The sequence below is a fragment of the Lysinibacillus sp. NPDC093210 genome, assembly GCF_044753985.1.
In the GTDB taxonomy this organism is placed as follows: Bacteria; Bacillota; Bacilli; order Bacillales_A; family Planococcaceae; genus Lysinibacillus.
The window spans coordinates 191276-209842 of the sequence record NZ_JBIVOE010000007.1; the positions used below are offsets into that span (position 1 = coordinate 191276).

An 18567-nucleotide genomic window follows, 5' to 3' on the forward strand; every position below is an offset into this window, starting at 1 on the left:
GATGAAAAACATTTTGCTTGTTGACGGCTATAATATGATTGGAGCTTGGAAAGAGCTACGTCCATTACGTGACACAAATTTTGAAGATGCACGTAAGCGATTAATTGAGCTTATGGCTGAATATAAAGCGGCGATAGGATGGCGCGTAATCGTAGTTTTTGACGCCCATCTTGTGCCGGGTGTGGAACAATCTTATATAGAGAATGGTGTCGAAATCATTTATACAAGGAAAAATGAAACAGCAGATGAACGCATTGAAAAGATGACACATGAACTAAAGGCAAGACATGTACAAATTCACGTCGCGACTTCCGATATGGCAGAACAAAGTGTTATTTTTGGTAATGGTGCACTACGCAAATCGGCAAGAGAGCTAGAAATTGATATGAGCATTATTCAGCATAAAATTTCTCACGATGTAAAAAGAAAGCAGGATAGCAAGCCACCTTCACGCATTGAGCTAAAGCCGGATGTGGCACTTGCCTTCGAAAAGTGGCGTCGTGGATTAAAATGATTGATTGACGCATATTTTCCAATTCCGTTATACTGTTCCTAATTATCTGTTGCAGCTGAGGTGATACCATGTTTAAAAATAGTATTGTACAAGTGACACAAGATTTTGAACGATTCAATGATGAAGAGCTTATTGAAATGGTGCATCAAGGTAATACAGATGCGTTGGATTTTTTAATTACAAAATACCGTTTGCTAGTAAGGGCAAAGGCAAGGTCTTATTTTTTAATTGGTGCTGATAAAGAGGATATCGTACAAGAGGGTATGATTGGCTTGTATAAAGCTGTCCGTGATTTTAAAGGGGACAAGCTTGCTTCTTTTCGAGCTTTTGCAGAGTTATGTATTACAAGACAAATTATTACAGCAATTAAAACAGCAACAAGGCAAAAACATATTCCGCTAAATTCCTATGTTTCTCTAGATAAGCCTATTTTTGATGAGGAATCAGATCGCACATTAATGGATGTGTTAACAGGCGCTATTATGGACGATCCAGAAGAGTTAATGATTCATAGAGAAGAGTTTGGTTATTTAGAAGAAAAAATGAGTGAAATTTTAAGCGAATTGGAGCTACAAGTATTAGCTCTATACTTAGATGGACAATCTTATCATGAAATTTCTGCAAAATTGAATCGGCATGTAAAGTCGATTGATAATGCTTTGCAACGAGTTAAGCGGAAATTAGAGCGTCATTTAGTGCTTGAGGAAATGTCATAGAGGGCACGTACCCTTGTTGACATTGACAATTTTAGGTGTTAGTCTTTAAAAGACAAAGTGCCGAAAAGGTGATTATATGGCAAAGAAAGTCGTGCTAAATTGTGAAAAATGCGGATCGAGAAATTACACTTTTCCTGCTAAAGGAGATACTACTGTACGTCTCGAATTAAAGAAATTTTGCTCGCATTGCAATGAACATACAGTGCATAAACAAACGTTATAAAATATTTTGTAAATAGACAGATATGATTGATTCGGAGGTTAGGCTAGAATGGGCAAGATTAAAAGTTTTTTCAGCGACGTAATGTCGGAAATGCGAAAAACTAGCTGGCCAAAAAGTAAAGAACTGACGAAATATACAGTCGTTGTAATTTCAACTGTAGTAATTATGGCTTTATTTTTTGTGTTAGTAGACTTAGGTATTTCATCATTATTCCGCTGGTACTTAGATTTATAATTTAGAAAAGAGCATGTTAATACTTTTGAAAATAGCCCGTCCATTACAATAACGGGTTTTTTCGTTTGTTTTATGAAGTAAAGAGCAGTAAAATGTTTTCATTATGATAAGTGTGACTACCAGTGAAAGTATGTTGGTAGCGATAGATGACTATGCTAATTAGGTATATATCATCGAGCTTTCGCTTGCTACGGCGAAAGCTATGTTTTTCTATTGGGAAGTTTGTGAAAAGAATAAAGGATGCACATTGCATATCGCGATCATTTTCACTTTTATTTGTAAGGGAGGGACGGACGAGTAGTCCTAGCAGTTATGGAGAAAAATTGGTATGTTGTTCATACGTATTCAGGGTATGAAAACCGTGTAAAAGCAAACCTAGAAAAACGTGTTGAAACAATGGGGATGCAAGATAAAATCTTCCGCGTTATCGTGCCTGAGCACGAGGAAACAGAAATGAAGGACGGCAAAAAGAAGACAATGATGCGTAAAGTCTTTCCTGGTTATGTCCTAGTAGAGCTAATAATGACAGATGATTCTTGGTATGTTGTCCGCAATACGCCAGGTGTAACTGGCTTTATCGGTTCATCAGGTGGCGGAGCTAAACCGACACCTCTATTACCAGAAGAAGCGGATCGTCTATTAGAACAAATGGGCATGACTGATAAAATTGTTGAAATCGATATTACTATTGGTGAAGCAGTTGAAGTATTAGAAGGACCATTTGCGCACTTCCAAGGACGTGTTGAAGAAATCGACGCTGAAAAAGGAAAACTGAAAGTATCTGTAGATATGTTTGGTCGCGAAACAATTATGGAACTTGATTTTGAACAAATTAAAAAATTATAGTTTTACATTCTAGTTACCATATTACGTATGATTGAGCGTATATCGCAGTTTTTGTTAATTACTACTTGCTTAAAAAAATTAAAAGTGGTATCATTTCAAAGGTCAGACTGTCATACTTCGGTTGGCGTCTGTAATGATAATTTTAATGTTATCGGCAATTAGCTGACAGACAGATATTGAGTGGGAGGGGCAACCCAATTACCACATCACGGACTTAAGGAGGTGTGTCTCGTGGCTAAAAAAGTTATTAAAGTAGTTAAACTTCAAATCCCTGCTGGTAAAGCAAACCCAGCTCCACCGGTTGGTCCTGCATTAGGTCAAGCAGGTGTGAACATCATGGGATTCTGTAAAGAATTCAATGCGCGTACTGCTGATCAAGCTGGTCTTATTATTCCGGTTGAAATTTCAGTATTCGAAGACCGTTCATTTACTTTCATTACGAAAACTCCACCTGCAGCAGTTTTACTTAAAGTAGCAGCTGGTATCCAATCTGGATCTGGTGAACCAAACCGTAAAAAAGTTGCAACGGTTAAACGTGATAAAGTTCGCGAAATCGCTGAAACTAAAATGCCAGACCTTAACGCTGCTTCAGTTGAAGCTGCTATGTTAATGGTTGAAGGTACTGCACGAAGCATGGGTATTGTTATCGAAGACTAATCCCAGTTACTTGATGTTTTTGTTTTTTGGAAGGTTGCGGAGTTTCTTTGTGAACGCGCAACCTTTATTCGTGGGAGGTAAAATCCGCTATAACCACAATCAAGGAGGAAATATATAATGGCTAAAAAAGGTAAAAAGCTGCAAGATGCAGTGAAATTAATCGACCGTAACAACGTATACGGCGCACAAGAAGCAATCGAACTTGCTCAAAAAACTAGCACAGTAAACTTCGACGCTACTGTAGAAGTTGCTTTCCGTTTAGGAATCGATACTCGTAAAAATGACCAACAAATCCGTGGTGCAGTAGTGCTACCAAACGGTACTGGTAAAACTCAACGCGTATTAGTTTTCGCTAAAGGTGAAAAACTTAAAGAAGCAGAAGCTGCTGGTGCTGACTATGTAGGCGATGCAGAATACATCCAAAAAATCCAACAAGGTTGGTTTGACTTCGATGTAATCGTAGCAACTCCTGACATGATGGGTGAAGTTGGTAAACTTGGTCGCGTATTAGGACCTAAAGGCTTAATGCCAAACCCTAAAACTGGTACAGTTACATTTGACGTAACAAAAGCAATCGAAGAAATCAAAGCTGGTAAAGTAGAATACCGCGCTGACAAAGCTGGTATTATCCACGCTCCTATTGGTAAAGTTTCTTTTGCTACAGAAAAACTTGTAGAAAACTTCTTAACTGTATTTGACGTTGTTCAAAAAGCAAAACCTGCTGCAGCTAAAGGTACTTACATGAAATCTGTAAACGTTACAACTACAATGGGCCCAGCTATTAAAATTGACGCTGCAAACGTAGTAGTAAAATAATTTTATATAAATCGATTGACAGCTATCCGTATCTTTGGTAAGATGGATGCTGTTGTGAATCATCCATTTGTACCGTAGACAGTAGGAGTGACTTGTCACTTAATGATCCTACCGAGGACATCGGAATTCGGATTCTTATTTTAAAGATGATGACTTTCAGCCTCTGTGTCTATATGACCCAGAGGCTTTACTTTTGTCGGTATAAATGACCCATTCTAATAGGAGGTGTCATCATGAGCAAAGCAATCGAAAACAAACAATCACAAGTGCAAGAAATCACTGAAAAATTCCAAAGCGCTGCTTCTGTAGTAGTAGTGGATTATCGTGGTCTTAACGTTGCACAAGTGACTGAACTTCGTAAACAACTTCGTGAAGCTGGTGTTGAGTTTAAAGTTTACAAAAACACTTTAACTCGTCGTGCTGCTGAAGCTGCTGGCGTTGAAGGAATCAATGAAGTATTAACTGGTCCTAACGCAATCGCGTTCTCAACTGAAGATGTTGTAGCCCCTGCTAAAATCATCAACGAGTTCGCTAAGAAAAACGAAGCTTTAGAAATTAAAGCGGGTATTATTGAAGGTACAATCTCTTCTGTTGAAGATGTTAAAGCACTTGCAGAACTTCCATCACGCGAAGGTCTTCTTTCAATGCTTTTATCTGTACTTCAAGCTCCAGTGCGCAACTTCGCACTTGCAACAAAAGCTGTTGCAGAACAAAAAGAAGAACAAGGCGCATAATTTCTTGCGTTGCATAACTTCCGCGGCTTGACCGCAAAAAACTAAAACACATCCAATTAGGAGGAAATTATAATGAACAAAGAGCAAATCTTAGAAGCTATCAAAGCTATGACAGTTCTTGAATTAAACGATTTAGTAAAAGCTATCGAAGAAGAATTCGGTGTAACAGCTGCTGCTCCAGTAGCAGTAGTTGCTGGCGGTGCTGCTGCAGCTGAAGAAAAAACAGAATTCGACGTAGTATTAGCATCTGCTGGTGCTGAAAAAATTAAAGTAATCAAAGTGGTTCGCGAAATCACTGGTTTAGGTCTTAAAGAAGCTAAAGAAGTTGTAGATAACGCTCCTAAAGCTCTTAAAGAAGGCGTTTCTAAAGATGAAGCTGAACAAATCAAAGCTAAACTTGAAGAAGTTGGCGCATCTGTAGAAGTTAAGTAATCTCGTATTACTTTTATACAAAAGGAAGCTCGTCATTGTGGCGAGCTTTTTCTTCATTCTGAGGAGGCGTGAAAATGTCAGATCACTATTATACAAGTAAGCCTCAAACTGAAAGTAAACCTCGTCACTGGACGTTCAAGTTACTTGGGCATACGTTTTCCTTTGAAACGGATGCAGGTGTATTTAGTAAAAGCGAAGTAGATTTTGGATCCCGTGTATTAATAGATGCGTTTCAAATGCCGGATGTAGATGGTGCGATTTTTGATGTAGGTTGTGGCTATGGGCCAATTGGGTTATCGATTGCCAAGGCAAATCCTGAGCGCACGGTTTTGATGATGGATATTAATGAACGAGCAGTTGCGCTTTCTCAAAAAAATGCGCAAGTAAACGGTGTTCAAAATGTACGAATATTTGTCAGTGACGGACTATCGAATGTTGATGATGAGGCGAAGGCTGCAGCTATTTTAACCAATCCTCCAATTCGTGCAGGAAAGGACACGGTTTTCCGCTTTTACGATGGTGCTTATAATAAGTTAGTCACTTCTGGAGAGTTATGGGTAGTAATTCAGAAGAAGCAAGGTGCACCATCAACGGTTAGCTATTTAGAAGAAAAGTTTTCTGAAGTCGATGTGGTGGAGAAGAAAAAAGGATACTGGATAGTGCGTGCAAAAAAATAAATGAAATATGTATAAAATATTGACTTGACAAAACGGCTATGATAACATGATACAATGCAAAAATATTATTTTGAGGTCGTGTGCCCTTTTGGTATATGAATGATTTTATATGGGTATACTTGCCAAGATAAGTTTAGTTAACCGAAAATGAGATCTTTTGAAGACTCGTTTTCTTTTTGTCTTTCGAAATCATACACTATTTGGATGATTTTGCAAAGACCTAATATCGCTTTATTGAGGGGTGAATGAGTTGACAGGTCAACTAGTTCAGTACGGACAACACCGCCAGCGTAGAAGCTTTGCGCGTATTAAAGAGGTGCTTGAGCTTCCAAATCTGATTGAGATTCAAACGGCGTCTTACGAGTGGTTCCTTGAAGAAGGTTTACGTGAAATGTTCCGTGACATTTCGCCGATCGAGGACTTTACAGGTAATCTTTCATTAGAATTCATCGATTATTCATTAGGTGATCCTAAATATGATGTCGATGAGTGTAAAGAGCGAGATGTTACTTACGCAGCTCCATTACGTGTGAAAGTACGTCTTTACAACAAAGAAACAGACGAAGTGAAAGAACAAGATGTATTTATGGGTGACTTCCCATTAATGACTGAAACAGGGACGTTCATTATCAATGGTGCTGAACGTGTTATCGTTTCACAATTAGTTCGATCACCAAGTGTGTATTTCCATGATAAAACTGATAAAAACGGTAAAAAAGGCTTCGGTGCGACAGTAATTCCAAACCGTGGTGCTTGGTTAGAATATGAAACTGACGCGAAGGATGTAGTATATGTACGTATTGATCGTACTCGTAAGCTACCAGTAACAGTGTTACTTCGTGCATTAGGGTTCGGTTCAGATCAAGAGATTATCGATATTATCGGTGATAATGAGTATTTACGTAATACGCTAGAAAAAGATAACTCTGAAAGTACAGAAAAAGCACTTTTAGAAATCTACGAGCGTTTACGTCCAGGTGAGCCACCAACAGTAGAAAGTGCGAAAAGTTTATTATATTCTCGTTTCTTTGATGCTAAACGCTATGATTTAGCGAATGTTGGTCGTTACAAAATGAACAAAAAGCTTCATATCAAAAATCGTTTATTCAACCAAACGATTGCTGAAACGCTTGTTGATCCAGAAACAGGCGAAATTTTAGTAGAGAAGGGCACTGTGCTAGATCGTCGTACTTTAGATAAGATTTTACCTTACCTAGAGGATTCTTCTAAAGGCATTGGCTACCGCACTTTATCACAAGTTGGCGGAGTACTTGAAGATGACGTAACAATCCAATCTATTAAAATTTATGCACCTAAAGATGAAGCTCAAAAAGAAATCAATGTTATTGGCAATGCCTACATTGACGAAGAAGTGAAGAATATTACACCGGCTGATGTATTATCTTCAGTAAGTTATTTCTTCAACCTACTTTACCAAGTAGGGGCAACAGATGATATTGACCATTTAGGTAACCGTCGTCTTCGCTCTGTTGGTGAGTTATTACAAAACCAATTCCGTATCGGTTTATCTCGTATGGAACGTGTTGTGCGCGAGCGTATGTCTATTAATGATACAGCCGCTATCGTACCACAACAGTTAATCAATATTCGTCCAGTAATTGCGTCTATTAAAGAATTCTTTGGTAGCTCTCAATTATCTCAATTCATGGACCAAACAAACCCACTGGCAGAGTTAACGCATAAACGTCGTCTATCTGCATTAGGGCCTGGTGGTTTAACGCGTGAGCGCGCTGGTTTCGAAGTGCGTGACGTTCACTATTCTCACTATGGTCGTATGTGTCCGATTGAGACACCTGAGGGTCCAAACATTGGTTTAATCAACTCGTTATCTTCATTCGCTAAAGTAAATAAATTTGGTTTCATTGAAACACCATATCGTCGTATTGACCATGAAACTGGTCAAGTAACGGATCAAATTGATTATTTAACAGCTGACGAAGAAGATAACTACTATGTAGCGCAAGCGAACTCGCTATTAAATCCTGATGGTACATTCACTAACGATGAAGTTGTAGGTCGTTTCCGTGGAGACAACACAGTTTTCAATAAAGCTCAAATGGACTATATGGACGTATCTCCTAAACAAGTAGTTTCTGCAGCGACTGCATGTATTCCATTCTTAGAAAACGATGACTCTAACCGTGCGCTTATGGGTGCCAACATGCAACGTCAAGCGGTTCCTCTTTTAAATCCAGAAGCTCCGTTTGTTGGTACTGGTATGGAACACGTAGATGCGCGTGACTCTGGCGCGGCTGTAGTTGCGAAATTCGATGGTATTGTTGAGCATGTTGAAGCTCGTTCAATCCATGTTCGTCGCATTGAAACAGTCGACGGTAAAGAAGTTAAAGGCGATTTAACAAAATATAAATTACAAAAATTCATTCGTTCTAACCAAGGTACTTCATACAACCAACGTCCACTTGTAAAAGTTGGCGAACGTGTGAAACCTCGCGATATTTTAGCAGACGGTCCATCTATGGAAAACGGTGAACTTGCTTTAGGTCGTAACGTACTTGTTGCGTTCATGACTTGGAACGGGTTCAACTATGAGGATGCTGTTATCATGAGTGAGCGCCTTGTAAAAGACGATGTATATACTTCAGTTCATATTGAAGAATATGAGTCAGAATCTCGTGATACAAAATTAGGACCTGAAGAAATTACACGCGACATTCCAAACGTTGGGGAAGATGCGCTTCGTAACTTAGACGAACGTGGTATTATCCGTATCGGTGCGGAAGTACGTGATGGTGATATTCTTGTAGGTAAAGTAACGCCTAAAGGGGTTACAGAATTAACAGCTGAAGAGCGCTTATTACATGCAATCTTTGGTGAAAAGGCACGTGAAGTTCGTGATACTTCATTACGCGTACCACATGGTGCGGGCGGTATCATCCTTGACGTTAAAGTATTTAACCGTGAAGACGGCGATGAGTTACCACCAGGTGTTAACCAATTAGTTCGTGCTTACATTGTTCAAAAACGTAAAATCCGCGTTGGGGACAAAATGGCCGGACGCCATGGTAACAAAGGGGTTATCTCTCGTATCTTACCGGAAGAGGATATGCCATTTATGCCAGATGGTACTCCTGTCGATATCATGTTAAACCCATTAGGTGTACCTTCTCGTATGAATATCGGACAAGTTTTAGAGTTACACTTAGGTATGGCTTCTCGTTACTTAGGTGTTCATATGGCAACACCAGTATTTGATGGTGCCAACGAAGAAGATGTATGGGAAACAATGGAAGAAGCAGGGATGAACCGTGACGGTAAAACAATCCTGTATGATGGACGTTCAGGTGAACCGTTCGATAATCGTGTATCTGTTGGGATCATGTACATGATCAAACTTGCACACATGGTTGACGATAAACTTCACGCACGTTCAACTGGTCCTTACTCACTTGTTACACAACAACCACTTGGTGGTAAAGCGCAGTTCGGTGGACAACGCTTTGGTGAGATGGAAGTATGGGCACTTGAAGCATACGGTGCGGCATACACACTTCAAGAAATTTTAACTGTTAAATCCGATGACGTTGTTGGTCGTGTGAAAACATACGAGGCTATCGTTAAAGGTGAAAGCGTACCAGAGCCAGGCGTTCCGGAATCATTCAAAGTATTGATTAAAGAACTACAATCTCTTGGTATGGATGTTAAAATGTTAACAATCAATGATGAAGAAGTAGAGCTTCGCGATCTAGACGAAGAAGAAGATCTTCAACCTGCTGACGCACTTAATATTGCGCCACAGCCAGAAACAGAAGAACAGCCAGTAGAGTCTTTTGAATAATGGATAAGGTTAAGTTCACATTCGTGTGAATATGGTCAAACTTATTTTTCAAATTAGTCGGGCAGGATTTAACGCCCTGCTCGACTTTCTTTATGAATGAAATCAATCTATTTTTAATCTTTTGTCAAAATGTATTTTTGCAAACGATTGTCGAGCTGCGTAAAAGAGTCTTTATAAAGACCTATAACTAGAGGGAGGTAGGCTCCTTGATAGACGTTAATGAATTTGAATATATGAAAATTGGTTTAGCATCCCCTGACAAGATTCGTTCTTGGTCATATGGTGAAGTAAAAAAACCAGAAACAATTAACTATCGTACATTAAAACCAGAAAAAGATGGTTTATTCTGTGAACGTATTTTCGGTCCTACGAAAGACTGGGAATGTCACTGTGGTAAATACAAACGTGTTCGCTATAAAGGCGTAGTTTGTGACCGTTGTGGTGTTGAAGTAACACGTGCAAAAGTTCGTCGTGAACGTATGGGTCATATCGAATTAGCTGCTCCAGTTTCTCATATTTGGTACTTCAAAGGTATTCCAAGCCGCATGGGACTTATTTTAGATATGTCCCCACGTGCTTTAGAAGAAGTAATTTACTTCGCATCTTACGTTGTAATTGAACCAGGTGCTACTAACTTAGAGAGTAAGCAATTACTTTCTGAAAAAGAGTACCGTGCATACCGTGAAAAATTCGGTGCAACTTTCGAAGCAGCGATGGGCGCAGAAGCAATCAAAAAGCTTCTTGCTAAAATCGATCTTGAAGATGAAACACATTCTTTAAAAGAAGAACTAAAATCAGCACAAGGTCAACGCCGTACACGTGCGATTAAACGTCTTGAAGTAGTAGAATCATTCCGTAACTCAGGTAACTCTCCAGAGTGGATGATTTTAGATGTACTACCTGTTATTCCACCGGAGCTTCGTCCAATGGTTCAATTAGATGGTGGTCGTTTTGCAACATCTGACTTAAATGATTTATATCGTCGTGTAATCAACCGTAATAACCGTTTAAAACGTTTATTAGATCTTGGAGCACCAAGCATTATCGTTCAAAACGAGAAACGTATGTTACAAGAAGCTGTTGATGCATTAATCGATAACGGTCGTCGTGGTCGTCCAGTAACTGGACCAGGTAACCGTCCGTTAAAATCACTTTCACATATGTTAAAAGGGAAACAAGGTCGTTTCCGTCAAAACTTACTTGGTAAACGTGTTGACTATTCTGGTCGTTCAGTTATCGTAGTAGGTCCAAATTTAAAAATGTACCAATGTGGTCTACCGAAGGAAATGGCAATCGAGCTATTTAAACCTTTCGTTATGAAAGAGCTAGTAGAACGTGGTCTTGCACACAATATTAAATCTGCTAAACGTAAAATCGAACGTTTAAACAACGACGTATGGGACGTTTTAGAAGATGTTATCCGTGAGCATCCAGTATTACTAAACCGTGCACCAACGCTTCACCGTCTTGGTATTCAAGCGTTTGAACCAACACTTGTTGAAGGTCGTGCGATTCGTCTTCACCCGTTAGTATGTACAGCTTACAACGCTGACTTCGATGGTGACCAAATGGCGGTTCACGTACCATTATCAGCAGAAGCACAAGCAGAAGCTCGACTTCTAATGCTTGCTGCACAAAACATCCTAAACCCGAAAGATGGTAAGCCAGTTGTAACTCCATCTCAAGATATGGTATTAGGTAACTACTATTTAACACTTGAGCGTGAAGATGCTCGTGGTGAAGGTTCAATTTTCTATGGACCAAACGAAGTTTTAATCGCATATGATACAGGTCATGTACACTTGCATACACGTATCGCGATCAAAGCAAGTTCACTGAACAACCCAACATTTACAGAAGAACAAAATAATATGTTCTTATTAACAACTGTTGGTAAAGTGATCTTTAATGAAATCTTGCCTGAATCATTCCCGTTCATTAACGAACCTACTGATTTCAACTTAGAGCAAGTAACACCAGAGAAATACTTCGTAAACTTAACAATTGACGAAGAAACTTTAGCAGAGCTTGAAGCAGATGCTGCTTACAGCCAATTAGATGAAAAAGGTAAAGTAGAGGCACAACGTTCAGCAGTACTTCGCAAACATTTTGCATCCGTACCTGTTGTAAACCCATTCCGCAAGAAATTCTTAGGAAATATCATTGCAGAAGTGTTTAAACGTTTCCACATTACTGAAACATCTAAAATGCTTGATCGCATGAAAAACTTAGGTTTCAAATACTCAACTCGCGCTGGTATCACTGTTGGTGTATCTGACATCGTGGTATTACCAGACAAAGGCGAAATCCTAGCTGAAGCACAAGAGAAAGTAGATAAAGTTCAAGCGCAATTCCGTCGTGGTTTCATTACTGAAGAAGAGCGTTATGACCGTGTTATCTCTAGCTGGAGTGCAGCGAAAGATGAAATTCAATCAAAACTGATGAAGTCACTTGAGAAAACAAACCCAATCTTTATGATGTCTGACTCAGGTGCCCGTGGTAACGCGTCTAACTTTACACAGTTAGCTGGTATGCGTGGTCTGATGGCCAACCCGGCTGGTCGTATTATCGAACTTCCAATCAAGTCTTCATTCCGTGAAGGTTTAACAGTATTGGAATACTTCATCTCAACACATGGTGCTCGTAAAGGTCTTGCCGATACAGCCCTAAAAACTGCCGACTCAGGTTACTTAACACGTCGTCTTGTAGACGTTGCACAAGATGTAATCGTTCGTGAAGATGATTGTGGAACTGACCGTGGCTTAACTATCGGTGCGTTAATGGAAGGTACAGAACTAATCGAAGCGTTAGACGAACGTATTGTTGGTCGTCATACGAAGAAAACGATTTTCCATCCAGAAACAGGCGATGTAATTTTAGAAAAAGACGGTTTAATCGACCAAGATGTCGCTCGTGTTATTACAGAAGCAGGTATCGAGGAAGTAACAATCCGTTCAGCGTTCACATGTAATACAAAACATGGTGTATGTAAAAAATGTTACGGCATGAACTTAGCAACTGGTGAAAAAGTTGAAGTTGGGGAAGCAGTTGGTATTATTGCAGCTCAATCAATCGGTGAACCAGGTACTCAGTTAACAATGCGTACATTCCATACAGGTGGGGTAGCCGGAGACGATATTACTCAAGGTCTTCCACGTATCCAAGAGATTTTCGAAGCACGTAATCCAAAAGGTCAATCTGTCATTTCAGAGATTGCTGGTACGGTTTCAGATATTACTGAAATTCGTGAAGGTCTAAAAGAAATTACAGTTCAAGGTGACGTAGAAACTCGTAAATACCAAGCACCTTATAATGCACGTCTGAAAGTTATCGAAGGTGACTCAATCGAACGTGGTCAAGTATTAACAGAAGGTTCTATCGATCCAAAACAATTATTAAAAGTAAAAGACGTTTCAACAGTTCAAGAATATTTACTAAAAGAAGTACAAAAAGTATACCGTATGCAAGGGGTAGAAATTGGAGACAAACATATCGAAGTAATGGTACGTCAAATGCTTCGTAAAGTTCGCGTAATTGAAGCTGGTGATACAGAATTATTACCAGGCTCATTATTAGATATTCACCAATTCGCAGAGGCAAACGTAGATGCTGTTATGAACGGTAAAAATCCTGCAACTTGTCGCCCTGTAATCTTAGGTATTACTAAAGCTTCACTAGAAACTGAATCATTCTTATCTGCTGCATCATTCCAAGAAACAACTCGTGTGTTAACGGATGCTGCAATTAAAGGTAAACGTGATGAACTTCTAGGGTTAAAAGAGAACGTAATTATTGGTAAACTTGTTCCAGCAGGTACTGGTATGCAACGTTATCGTCAAATCCGCATTGAAAAAGATGAGCTTGACGCAGAAGATTTAGTTTCTGCTGAATAACTTAAACTAAGCTCCGAAGAGATGGCAAAAGCGCATCTCTTCGGACTTTTTAAAGATATTAGTTGACAGTAGAAATTGATAATGATAATATATTGAAGGTTGATAGTTAACTGTCTGTACTTCGGAGGATATGAAAATGTCTTATGATAAAGTAAGGGCTAGTAAAACAATCATTGGTACAAAGCAAGCAGTAAAAGCAATGCAAGCTGGTTTAGTGAAAGAGCTTTTTGTGGCACTTGATGCAGACAATTGGGTAACCGATTCGGCCATAACTTTCGCGAGAGAGAACGGTATACCAGTTATTCTTGTCGAGTCCAAAAAGGAACTGGGCAAAGCCTGTGGAATCCATGTTGGAGCTGCGGTTGTTGCTATTGCTGTAGATTAGTTTTTGTGTATAAAACACAAAGACTTTGTTTTTACCCAAAAAATGAACCACCTGGATGTGTGGTATTAACAAGGAATAAATGAAGGGAGGAAATACCGATGCCTACAATTAACCAATTAGTACGTAAGCCTCGTCAATCTAAAATCACGAAATCAAAATCACCAGCGTTAAACAAAGGATATAACTCATTTAAAAAATCTTTAACTGATGTTAAATCTCCACAAAAACGTGGTGTTTGTACTCGTGTAGGTACAATGACACCTCGTAAACCAAACTCAGCGTTACGTAAATACGCTCGTGTACGTTTAACTAACCAAATTGAGGTTACAGCTTATATCCCAGGTGAAGGCCACAACTTACAAGAGCACAGTGTTGTTCTTATCCGTGGCGGACGCGTAAAAGACTTAGCGGGTGTTCGTTACCATATCGTACGTGGTGCTCTTGATACAGCTGGTGTAAACGGTCGTTTACAATCACGTTCTAAATACGGAACAAAACGCCCTAAAGAAAAAAAATAATTTAACACGTTAAGTGTTAATTAGTGTTGAGTCTTACGTTGATATCACCAAATTCAAATCATGCTAGCTGATTTAGAGTTAAGTGATAACTTCGTACAAGGCCAACGTATAAAAATAAATCGATAATTATTCGAAAGGAGGAAAACACATGCCTCGTAAAGGTCCTGTTTCCAAACGTGACGTGTTACCAGATCCAATTTATAATTCAAAACTAGTAACTCGTTTAATCAATAAAATGATGGTTGATGGTAAAAGAGGTACTTCTCAAAAGATTTTATACGGTGCGTTCGAACTAGTTAAAGAACGTTCTGGTGAAAATCCAATCGAAGTATTCGAAGCTGCTCTAAACAACGTAATGCCAGTTCTTGAAGTACGTGCTCGCCGTGTTGGTGGTTCTAACTACCAAGTACCGGTTGAAGTTCGTCCAGAACGCCGTACAACTTTAGGTCTTCGTTACCTAGTTAACTATTCTCGTCTTCGTGGTGAAAAAACTATGGAAGAGCGTTTAGCTAACGAAATTCTAGATGCTTCTAACAACACTGGTGCATCAGTTAAGAAACGTGAAGATATGCACAAAATGGCAGAAGCGAACAAAGCATTCGCTCACTACCGTTGGTAATCTAAACATAGCATAAGCCCAATATGGAAGGAGAAATACCTAATGAAACGCGAATTCTCTCTAGAGAATACTCGTAATATTGGGATCATGGCTCACATTGATGCTGGTAAAACAACAACAACTGAGCGTATCCTTTATTACACAGGTAAGATTCACAAAATCGGTGAAACTCATGAAGGCGCTTCTCAAATGGACTGGATGGAGCAAGAACAAGAACGTGGTATCACTATCACTTCTGCTGCTACAACAGCTCAATGGGCAGGCCACCGTGTAAACATCATCGATACTCCTGGACACGTAGACTTCACAGTTGAAGTAGAACGTTCATTACGCGTACTTGACGGTGCTGTAACAGTACTTGATGCTCAATCAGGTGTTGAGCCTCAAACTGAAACTGTATGGCGTCAAGCTACAACATACGGCGTTCCACGTATCGTATTCATTAACAAAATGGATAAAACAGGTGCAGACTTCTTGTATTCAGTAGGAACTCTACATGATCGTTTACAAGCAAACGCTCACCCAATCCAATTACCTATCGGAGCTGAAGATCAGTTCTCTGCTATCATTGACTTAGTTGAAATGAAAGCAACTTTCTACGGCGACGAAAAAGGTACTGCAGTAACTGAAGGTGAAATTCCTGAAGAACACCGCGAATTAGCTGAAGAATACCGTGAAAAATTAATCGACGCTGTTGCAAGTGTTGATGAAGAAATCATGGAAAAATATTTAGAAGGCGAAGAAATTACTGTTGCTGAGCTTAAAGCGGCTATCCGTCGTGCTACAATTGCAGTAGAATTCTACCCAGTAATCTGTGGTACAGCATTCAAACACAAAGGCGTACGCCCAATGTTAAATGCAGTTATCGATTACTTACCATCTCCAGTTGATGTACCAGCAATCAAAGGTACTTCAGTTGATGGTGACGAAGAGTTAGAACGTAAATCTTCTGATGAAGAGCCATTCTCAGCTCTTGCATTCAAAGTTATGACTGACCCATTCGTAGGTAAATTAACTTTCTTCCGTGTGTACTCTGGAACATTAGATGCAGGTTCATACGTACAAAACTCTTCTAAAGGTAAACGTGAACGTGTAGGTCGTATCCTACAAATGCACGCTAACTCTCGTGAAGAGATTTCTAAAGTATTCGCTGGGGATATCGCAGCAGCAGTAGGTCTTAAAGATACTACTACTGGTGATACACTATGTGACGAGAAAAACCTAGTTATTCTTGAATCTATGGAATTCCCAGAACCAGTAATCTCTCTTTCTGTAGAACCAAAATCAAAAGCTGACCAAGATAAAATGGGTCAAGCTTTACAAAAACTTCAAGAAGAGGATCCAACTTTCCGTGCTCACACTGACACAGAAACTGGACAAACAATCATCTCAGGTATGGGTGAGCTTCACCTTGATATCTTAGTTGACCGTATGCGCCGTGAATTCAAAGTAGAAGCTAACGTAGGTGCTCCAATGGTATCTTACCGTGAAACATTCCGTAGCTCTGCAAAAGTTCAAGGTAAATTCACTCGCCAATCTGGTGGTCGTGGACAATATGGTGACGTAACGATTGAGTTCTCTCCAAATGAAGAAGGTAAAGGCTTTGAATTCGAAAACGCTATCGTTGGTGGTGTAATTCCTCGTGAATACATTCCTGCAGTTGAAGCAGGTCTTCGTGACTCTCTTGACCGCGGTGTAGTAGCTGGTTACCCATTAATCGACATTAAAGCGAAATTAGTATTCGGTTCTTACCATGACGTTGACTCGAATGAGATGGCGTTCAAAATCGCTGCATCTATGGCTCTTAAAGAAGCATCTAAACAATGTGATGCTGTAATTTTAGAACCAATGATGAAAGTTGAAGTAGTAATTCCTGAAGAGTACCTTGGTGATATCATGGGTAACATTACATCTCGTCGCGGACGCGTTGAGGGTATGGATGCTCGCGGTAACTCTCAAGTTGTTCGTGCAATGGTTCCGTTAGCGGAAATGTTTGGTTACGCAACAACTCTTCGTTCAGCAACTCAAGGTCGTGGTGTATTCTCAATGACATTTGATCATTATGAAGAAGTACCAAAATCAATTGCTGCTGAAATCATCAAAAAAAATAAAGGTGAATAATTGAATTTTCATCTTGCATAAAGTATAACTAATTTGTAAGCTATGATTGCAGGATAGAGGATGGGCCCGTTCTCTATCAGCATTCATTCTATAAATTTTAAAAATAAAACATACAATTTCGAGGAGGCAATCTCTAATGGCTAAAGAAAAATTTGACCGTTCAAAAACGCATGCTAACATTGGTACAATCGGACACGTTGACCATGGTAAAACAACTTTAACTGCTGCAATCGCTACAGTTCTTTCTAAAAAAATGGGTGGTACAGCTAAATCATACGCTGATATCGATAACGCACCAGAAGAAAAAGAACGTGGTATCACAATCAACACTTCTCACGTAGAATACGAAACAGAAACTCGTCACTATGCACACGTTGACTGCCCAGGACACGCTGACTATGTTAAAAACATGATCACTGGTGCTGCTCAAATGGACGGCGGTATCTTAGTAGTATCTGCTGCTGATGGCCCAATGCCACAAACTCGTGAACACATCCTTTTATCTCGTCAAGTAGGTGTTCCATACTTAGTAGTATTCATGAACAAATGTGATATGGTTGACGACGAAGAATTATTAGAATTAGTAGAAATGGAAATCCGTGACCTACTATCTGAATATGACTTCCCAGGCGACGATATTCCTGTAATCAAAGGTTCTGCTCTTAAAGCTCTTGAAGGCGAACCAGAATGGGAAGAAAAAATCGTTGAATTAATGGACGCTGTAGATTCTTACATCCCAACTCCAGAACGTCAAACTGACAAACCATTCATGATGCCAGTAGAGGACGTATTCTCTATCACTGGTCGTGGTACAGTTGCAACTGGCCGTGTTGAACGTGGTCAAGTTAAAGTTGGTGACGTAGTTGAAATCGTAGGTATCGCTGAAGAAGCTAAATCTACAACTGTAACAGGCGTTGAAATGTTCCGTAAATTATTAGACTACGCTGAAGCTGGTGACAACATCGGTGCTTTACTTCGTGGTGTAGCTCGTGAAGATATCCAACGTGGTCAAGTATTAGCTAAACCAGGCTCAATTACTCCACACACTAACTTCAAAGCTGAAGTTTACGTTTTATCTAAAGAAGAGGGTGGCCGTCATACTCCATTCTTCTCTAACTACCGTCCTCAGTTCTACTTCCGTACAACTGACGTAACAGGTATCTGTAACTTACCAGAAGGCGTTGAAATGGTAATGCCTGGTGATAACATCGAAATGACAGTAGAACTTATCGCTCCAATTGCTCTTGAAGAAGGTACTAAATTCTCTATCCGTGAGGGTGGCCGTACTGTAGGCGCTGGCGTAGTTGCTACTATCCAAAAATAATTTTTAGCCTATGCTAATTTTAAAACCAATCTGTAGGGACG

At 39.6% G+C, this 18567-nt stretch carries 17 protein-coding genes and 1 other annotated feature; all 17 genes read left to right on the forward strand.

Features of this window, described 5'->3' with window-relative positions:
* The first annotated feature begins 1 nt into the window (after position 1).
* The 17 genes from ACIP9C_RS17005 to tuf all read left to right on the forward strand — a co-directional run bounded on the left by ACIP9C_RS17005 (position 2) and on the right by tuf (position 18526).
* Positions 2-514, forward strand: coding sequence for an NYN domain-containing protein (locus ACIP9C_RS17005; protein ID WP_139859441.1), 513 nt, complete (start codon positions 2-4; stop codon positions 512-514).
* 68 nt (positions 515-582) lie between these two features.
* On the forward strand, positions 583-1230 hold the full coding sequence (gene sigH / locus ACIP9C_RS17010; protein WP_024364386.1) for an RNA polymerase sporulation sigma factor SigH: 648 nt from the start codon (positions 583-585) through the stop codon (positions 1228-1230).
* A gap of 76 nt (positions 1231-1306) precedes the next feature.
* Entirely contained in the window at positions 1307-1453 is a 147-nt protein-coding gene (gene rpmG / locus ACIP9C_RS17015) for a 50S ribosomal protein L33 (protein WP_340821740.1), read from the forward strand.
* Between the two features lie 48 nt (positions 1454-1501).
* Complete coding sequence (gene secE, locus ACIP9C_RS17020) at positions 1502-1687, forward strand: preprotein translocase subunit SecE (RefSeq protein ID WP_004233589.1); 186 nt, start codon at positions 1502-1504, stop codon at positions 1685-1687.
* A gap of 312 nt (positions 1688-1999) precedes the next feature.
* Positions 2000-2533 (forward strand): transcription termination/antitermination protein NusG, encoded by a 534-nt coding sequence (nusG, locus tag ACIP9C_RS17025; RefSeq protein WP_401012513.1) that lies wholly within the window; start codon positions 2000-2002, stop codon positions 2531-2533.
* Positions 2534-2764: 231 nt separating this feature from the next.
* On the forward strand, positions 2765-3190 hold the full coding sequence (gene rplK, locus ACIP9C_RS17030) for a 50S ribosomal protein L11 (protein ID WP_004233593.1): 426 nt from the start codon (positions 2765-2767) through the stop codon (positions 3188-3190).
* A 117-nt stretch (positions 3191-3307) separates the two neighbouring features.
* The gene (gene rplA / locus ACIP9C_RS17035) at positions 3308-4006 is read left to right on the forward strand and encodes a 50S ribosomal protein L1 (protein WP_401012515.1); all 699 of its coding nucleotides are present in this window, start codon (positions 3308-3310) and stop codon (positions 4004-4006) included.
* Positions 4007-4060: 54 nt separating this feature from the next.
* Positions 4061-4207, forward strand: a sequence feature (ribosomal protein L10 leader region).
* Between the two features lie 32 nt (positions 4208-4239).
* Positions 4240-4740, forward strand: a complete 501-nt coding sequence (gene rplJ / locus ACIP9C_RS17040; protein WP_401012517.1) for a 50S ribosomal protein L10 — start codon at positions 4240-4242, stop codon at positions 4738-4740.
* 72 nt (positions 4741-4812) lie between these two features.
* The gene (gene rplL / locus ACIP9C_RS17045) at positions 4813-5172 is read left to right on the forward strand and encodes a 50S ribosomal protein L7/L12 (protein WP_010860618.1); all 360 of its coding nucleotides are present in this window, start codon (positions 4813-4815) and stop codon (positions 5170-5172) included.
* Between the two features lie 74 nt (positions 5173-5246).
* The gene (locus ACIP9C_RS17050) at positions 5247-5849 is read left to right on the forward strand and encodes a class I SAM-dependent methyltransferase (protein WP_401012519.1); all 603 of its coding nucleotides are present in this window, start codon (positions 5247-5249) and stop codon (positions 5847-5849) included.
* A gap of 241 nt (positions 5850-6090) precedes the next feature.
* Positions 6091-9666: a DNA-directed RNA polymerase subunit beta gene (gene rpoB / locus ACIP9C_RS17055; protein ID WP_401012520.1), complete on the forward strand. Its 3576-nt coding sequence runs from the start codon at positions 6091-6093 to the stop codon at positions 9664-9666.
* Between the two features lie 206 nt (positions 9667-9872).
* Positions 9873-13559: a DNA-directed RNA polymerase subunit beta' gene (rpoC, locus tag ACIP9C_RS17060; RefSeq protein ID WP_401012522.1), complete on the forward strand. Its 3687-nt coding sequence runs from the start codon at positions 9873-9875 to the stop codon at positions 13557-13559.
* A 136-nt stretch (positions 13560-13695) separates the two neighbouring features.
* Complete coding sequence (locus ACIP9C_RS17065; protein WP_340821750.1) at positions 13696-13944, forward strand: ribosomal L7Ae/L30e/S12e/Gadd45 family protein; 249 nt, start codon at positions 13696-13698, stop codon at positions 13942-13944.
* Positions 13945-14042: 98 nt separating this feature from the next.
* On the forward strand, positions 14043-14462 hold the full coding sequence (rpsL, locus tag ACIP9C_RS17070) for a 30S ribosomal protein S12 (RefSeq protein WP_010860613.1): 420 nt from the start codon (positions 14043-14045) through the stop codon (positions 14460-14462).
* 148 nt (positions 14463-14610) lie between these two features.
* Positions 14611-15081 (forward strand): 30S ribosomal protein S7, encoded by a 471-nt coding sequence (rpsG, locus tag ACIP9C_RS17075; protein ID WP_024364378.1) that lies wholly within the window; start codon positions 14611-14613, stop codon positions 15079-15081.
* 42 nt (positions 15082-15123) lie between these two features.
* Positions 15124-17202, forward strand: a complete 2079-nt coding sequence (gene fusA, locus ACIP9C_RS17080; protein ID WP_340821752.1) for an elongation factor G — start codon at positions 15124-15126, stop codon at positions 17200-17202.
* 136 nt (positions 17203-17338) lie between these two features.
* Positions 17339-18526: an elongation factor Tu gene (gene tuf, locus ACIP9C_RS17085; protein ID WP_401012524.1), complete on the forward strand. Its 1188-nt coding sequence runs from the start codon at positions 17339-17341 to the stop codon at positions 18524-18526.
* Positions 18527-18567: the final 41 nt, after the last annotated feature.

Coding starts and splice junctions, on each gene's coding strand:
- rplL (WP_010860618.1), top strand. CDS start 4,813: ATGAACAAAGAGCAAATCTTAGAAGCTATCAAAGCTATGACAGTTCTT.
- nusG (WP_401012513.1), top strand. CDS start 2,000: ATGGAGAAAAATTGGTATGTTGTTCATACGTATTCAGGGTATGAAAAC.
- rpmG (WP_340821740.1), top strand. CDS start 1,307: ATGGCAAAGAAAGTCGTGCTAAATTGTGAAAAATGCGGATCGAGAAAT.
- sigH (WP_024364386.1), top strand. CDS start 583: ATGTTTAAAAATAGTATTGTACAAGTGACACAAGATTTTGAACGATTC.
- rpsG (WP_024364378.1), top strand. CDS start 14,611: ATGCCTCGTAAAGGTCCTGTTTCCAAACGTGACGTGTTACCAGATCCA.
- ACIP9C_RS17050 (WP_401012519.1), top strand. CDS start 5,247: ATGTCAGATCACTATTATACAAGTAAGCCTCAAACTGAAAGTAAACCT.
- secE (WP_004233589.1), top strand. CDS start 1,502: ATGGGCAAGATTAAAAGTTTTTTCAGCGACGTAATGTCGGAAATGCGA.
- ACIP9C_RS17005 (WP_139859441.1), top strand. CDS start 2: ATGAAAAACATTTTGCTTGTTGACGGCTATAATATGATTGGAGCTTGG.
- rpsL (WP_010860613.1), top strand. CDS start 14,043: ATGCCTACAATTAACCAATTAGTACGTAAGCCTCGTCAATCTAAAATC.
- rplA (WP_401012515.1), top strand. CDS start 3,308: ATGGCTAAAAAAGGTAAAAAGCTGCAAGATGCAGTGAAATTAATCGAC.
- tuf (WP_401012524.1), top strand. CDS start 17,339: ATGGCTAAAGAAAAATTTGACCGTTCAAAAACGCATGCTAACATTGGT.
- ACIP9C_RS17065 (WP_340821750.1), top strand. CDS start 13,696: ATGTCTTATGATAAAGTAAGGGCTAGTAAAACAATCATTGGTACAAAG.
- fusA (WP_340821752.1), top strand. CDS start 15,124: ATGAAACGCGAATTCTCTCTAGAGAATACTCGTAATATTGGGATCATG.
- rplJ (WP_401012517.1), top strand. CDS start 4,240: ATGAGCAAAGCAATCGAAAACAAACAATCACAAGTGCAAGAAATCACT.